General features: G+C 58.8%; 1 protein-coding gene. It reads left to right on the forward strand.

Going from position 1 to position 216, the window contains the following annotated elements; all coding sequences use genetic code 11:
• On the forward strand, positions 1 to 142 hold a 142-nt coding region (locus U862_RS31305; RefSeq protein ID WP_177327385.1), incomplete at its 5' end, for a hypothetical protein.
• Positions 143 to 216: the final 74 nt, after the last annotated feature.

Genomic DNA, 216 nt, shown 5'->3' on the forward strand with positions numbered 1-216 from the left:
GCTCAATACGCTGGCTACCGAGGTGTGGGCGCATACGGCGAATGTCGAGTTTGCGGCGGCAGCGCCTTATGCGGCGTTATTGATCCTGGTGTCAGGGTTGCCGGTTTACCTGCTCACAACGCGGATGTATCTGAGTCGCTGAAATCGCCTTCGCGAGCAAGCCCGCTCCCACATTCGATCGCGTTCCCAGGCTGGTATGCGATCAAACTGTGGGAG

It is taken from the genome of Pseudomonas sp. H1h (genome assembly GCF_000633255.1).
GTDB lineage: Bacteria > Pseudomonadota > Gammaproteobacteria > Pseudomonadales > Pseudomonadaceae > Aquipseudomonas.